Consider the following 3,497-nt stretch of genomic DNA (forward strand, 5'->3'; position numbering starts at 1 on the left):
GAGTCGGGGCATCCACAGCGACTTGCGGATATTCCAGTTGGACTTCGGGAAATCCTCGGGATTCCATCGCCGCCCGGATTCGAGAACGCCGACGCGGTAGCCCTTCTCGGTCAGCCGCAGCGCGGTGACGCTGCCGCCGAAGCCGGAACCGATCACAATCACGTCGTAGTCGTATTCGGTCATGACGCTCACCGCCCCCCGTGTCCGTCGACGACATACTCGGTCAGCGCCTTGCGCACGATCTTGCCGGTGGGATTGCGGGGCATCTCGTCGAGGAACACCACGTCACGGGGCACCTTGTACCTGGCGAGGTTGTCCTTGACGTAGTTCTTGATCTCCTGCACGTCCGGCTTGTCGTCCGTGGCGGCGACGATGAAGGCGCGCAGCCGCTGTCCGAAGTCCGCGTCGTCGACACCGATCACCGCGACATCGGCGATATCGGCGCGACCCGCCAGCAGATTCTCCACCTCCAGCGGATAGACGTTCTCGCCACCGCAGACGACCATGTCGTCGTCGCGGCCGTCGATGAACAGCAGCCCATCAGCGTCGAAGTGGCCCATGTCCCCGGTCGACATGTACCCGTCGATGATCTGTTTGGTCTTTCCGTCGGTGTACCCCTCGAACGGGGCGACGGTGCGGGCGAAGATTCGCCCCGAGACGTTCGCCGCGGTGATTCGGCGATCGTCGCTGTCGTAGAGCGCGATGCGCGCGGTGACCGGTGCCCGCCCGACGGTGCCCGGCGCACGACGCAATTCGTGCGGCTGGGCGACAGCGGTGATCGCGACCTCGGTGGAGCCGTACCCGTTGTAGAGCACGTCACCGAAGGCCTCCTGCCATCGGATCGCCAGGTCGGGGGGCAGCGGTGCGCCGCCGACGAAAACCGTGCGCAGCGTCGAGGTGTCGTACTCGGCGATGACGTCGGGACCGAGCGCGAGAATGCGGTTCAACTGGGTCGGCACCGCGACCAGCATCTCGACCGAATGCCGCTCGATCGCCGCCAAGGTGGCCTGCGCGTCGAAGCGGCGCCGCAGCACGATCTCGGCGCCGAGCGCGCTGGCTATCGTCCAGGTCCCCATCCCGGTGGTGTGGAAAACCGGAGTCGCGATCATGACGACCCCACCGCGAGGGAACGGCACCCGGTCGACGACCAGGGCGGTGGCGAACGGAGAGACCTTGGTGCGCGGCGCACCCTTGGGCAGACCGGTGGTGCCGCTGGTGAGGATGATGAAGCCCGCGGGCCGGTCCGGCGGGGGCAGCGGGGCATTACTGTTCGCCGCCACCAGCATGTCGATGGTCACCGTGCTCGGCAGCGGCGTGTGTTCCGCGTCGACCCAGGTGAGGATCCGGGGCATCGTCTCGGGCAGGGCATCGATGAGCCCGGCGAATTCACTGTCGAACAGAATCGCGCGAACCTTCTCCCGCACAGCGACTTCGGTGAGTTGCGGCTTGGCGAAACTGGTGTTCAGCATGGCCAGCCGCAACCCTGCCTTGCCTGCCGCCACCATCGCCAGCACCAGGCCACGATGGTCGCGGGCCAGCACGCCGACCACGTCGCCGCCGCGCAGGCCCTGCCCGAGCAGACCGTGGGCCAAGGCGTTGGACTGTTCGTCGAGCTCGCGGTAGGTCAGCACGCCGTGCTCGTCGGCCAGCGCGGGTTCGTCGGGCCGATCGGCCGCCCCGGCGCTGATCATCGCCGCTTGTGGGCCGTAGGAGTTGTTGAGCGCGATCATGCGCTTGATCCGGCGCGGTCGCCACAGGTCGATCAGGCCGGTCTGGTGCAACCGGCGCACCGCCCGCACCTTCTCGCGTACCTCGGCCGCGGTGCCGTTGGTCAGCTTCATCGATGAGCCTCTTTCGAATTCCGGTCCGCGAATATCACTGACCCGCAGGCGTTGTCGTGTTGGTGGTCAGGTGATAGTGCTCGGGGCGCAGGGCTCGGGTCTGTAGTCGATAACTCAGGACCGCGCCCGGCCAGTTGTTGGTGATCCGGCCCGCGGCGTTGCGATACCAGCTCGAGCACAGACCCCACGGCGTACGGGCGAGCCGGGCTTGCAGCTTCACGTCGTATTCCTCGGCCACCGCACGCCGGACATCGAGGGTGTGCGCCGGGTGGCGGGACAGTTCCTCGAGCGCCTGGCGGATGTAGCGAGCCTGCGATTCGATCATGTAGACGATCGAGCCGACGCCCAGGTTCGTGTTGGGCCCGTACACCATGAACATGTTCGGGAAGCCGGGCACCGTGATGCCGTGGTAGGCGCGGGCACCGCCCTGCCACTCGTCCTCGAGCTTGCGCCCGTTCGCGCCGCGAATCGCCATCGGCCACAGGAATTCGGTGCCCTTGAACCCGGTTCCGTAGATGATCACGTCGACTTCGTGCAGCACGCCGTCGGCGGTTTTCACCCCGGTCGGCACGACTTCGGCGATCTCGGTCGTCTCCACCCGCACGTTCGGCTGGGTGAGTGCCGGATAGTAGTTGTTGGAGAACAGCCCACGTTTGCAGCCGGCCGGGTAGTCCGGCGTCAGTTTCGCGCGCAGTTGCGGGTCGCTGACCTGCGTGCGCAGATGGTTCACGGCGATCCTGGTGACCAGGCCCCTGATCGCGGTGACATCAGCGATGCCCAGCGACAGAAACTCACACAGGGCCCAGACCGCGAATCGCTCGGCGAGGCGAACCGGCGGCACCGTCGCGAACATCCGGTGATGCCACGCCTTGTACTCGACATCGGGCTTGGGCAGCACCCACGCCGCCGAGCGCTGGAACAGCGTCAGGGCCCCCACCTGCGGCTGGATCGCGGGCACGAACTGGATCGCACTGGCACCGGTACCGACAACGGCGACCCGCTTACCCGTCAGGTCGACACTGTGGTCCCACTCCGCGGAGTGGAAGGCCGGTCCGGCGAACGAGCTGATCCCGGCGATGGTGGGCAACGCGGGCCGCGAGAGCTGACCGACCGCGGAAATCAGCACGTCGGTGGTTGCCTCGTAGCCGTCGGCGGTGCGCACCGTCCATTTCCCGCTCGCATCGTCGAATTCGGCTTCGGTCACCTCGGACCCGAACCGGATCCGCTCGCGCAGGCCGTTGTCGCGCGCCACATCCCGCAGATACGCGTGGATATCGGGCTGTCCCGAGAACCGCTTGGGCCAATCGGATTTCGGCGCATACGAGTACGAGTAGAGCGGGGAGGGAATATCGCACCCGGCGCCCGGGTAGGTGTTCTCCCGCCACACCCCACCCACATCCGACGCCCGCTCCAGGATGACGAGGTCGTCGAAGCCGTGGCGCAGCAGTTCCATCGCCATGCCGAGGCCGCCGAACCCGGTGCCGATGATGACAGCGGACGGCATTGTCCGAGTGCGCATAGCCCAGCTCCTCATGTCAGTGATCTCTGCGGTCAACGGTAGGTCGCCGTCGACGCGAGAACGAGGATGCCCGCGGACAGAAAATTGACATTTCAGGCCATAATGGAAGGCATGCGCGCGCGACAGGAGCCAGCAGC

General features: G+C 66.6%; 3 protein-coding genes. All 3 read right to left on the minus strand.

Annotation, left to right across the window (positions count from 1 at the left end; genetic code table 11):
* The coding region (locus tag ACFWF3_RS28840; RefSeq protein ID WP_379316672.1) for an NAD(P)-binding protein at positions 1-183 on the minus strand (183 nt) is incomplete at its 3' end.
* A gap of 5 nt (positions 184-188) precedes the next feature.
* Positions 189-1,841 (minus strand): acyl-CoA synthetase, encoded by a 1,653-nt coding sequence (locus ACFWF3_RS28845; protein ID WP_379316674.1) that lies wholly within the window; start codon positions 1,839-1,841, stop codon positions 189-191.
* A 34-nt stretch (positions 1,842-1,875) separates the two neighbouring features.
* Complete coding sequence (locus ACFWF3_RS28850) at positions 1,876-3,360, minus strand: flavin-containing monooxygenase (RefSeq protein WP_379316676.1); 1,485 nt, start codon at positions 3,358-3,360, stop codon at positions 1,876-1,878.
* Between the last annotated feature and the right edge of the window lie 137 nt (positions 3,361-3,497).

The organism is Nocardia sp. NPDC060220 (genome assembly GCF_042727815.1).
Classification (GTDB): domain Bacteria; phylum Actinomycetota; class Actinomycetes; order Mycobacteriales; family Mycobacteriaceae; genus Nocardia.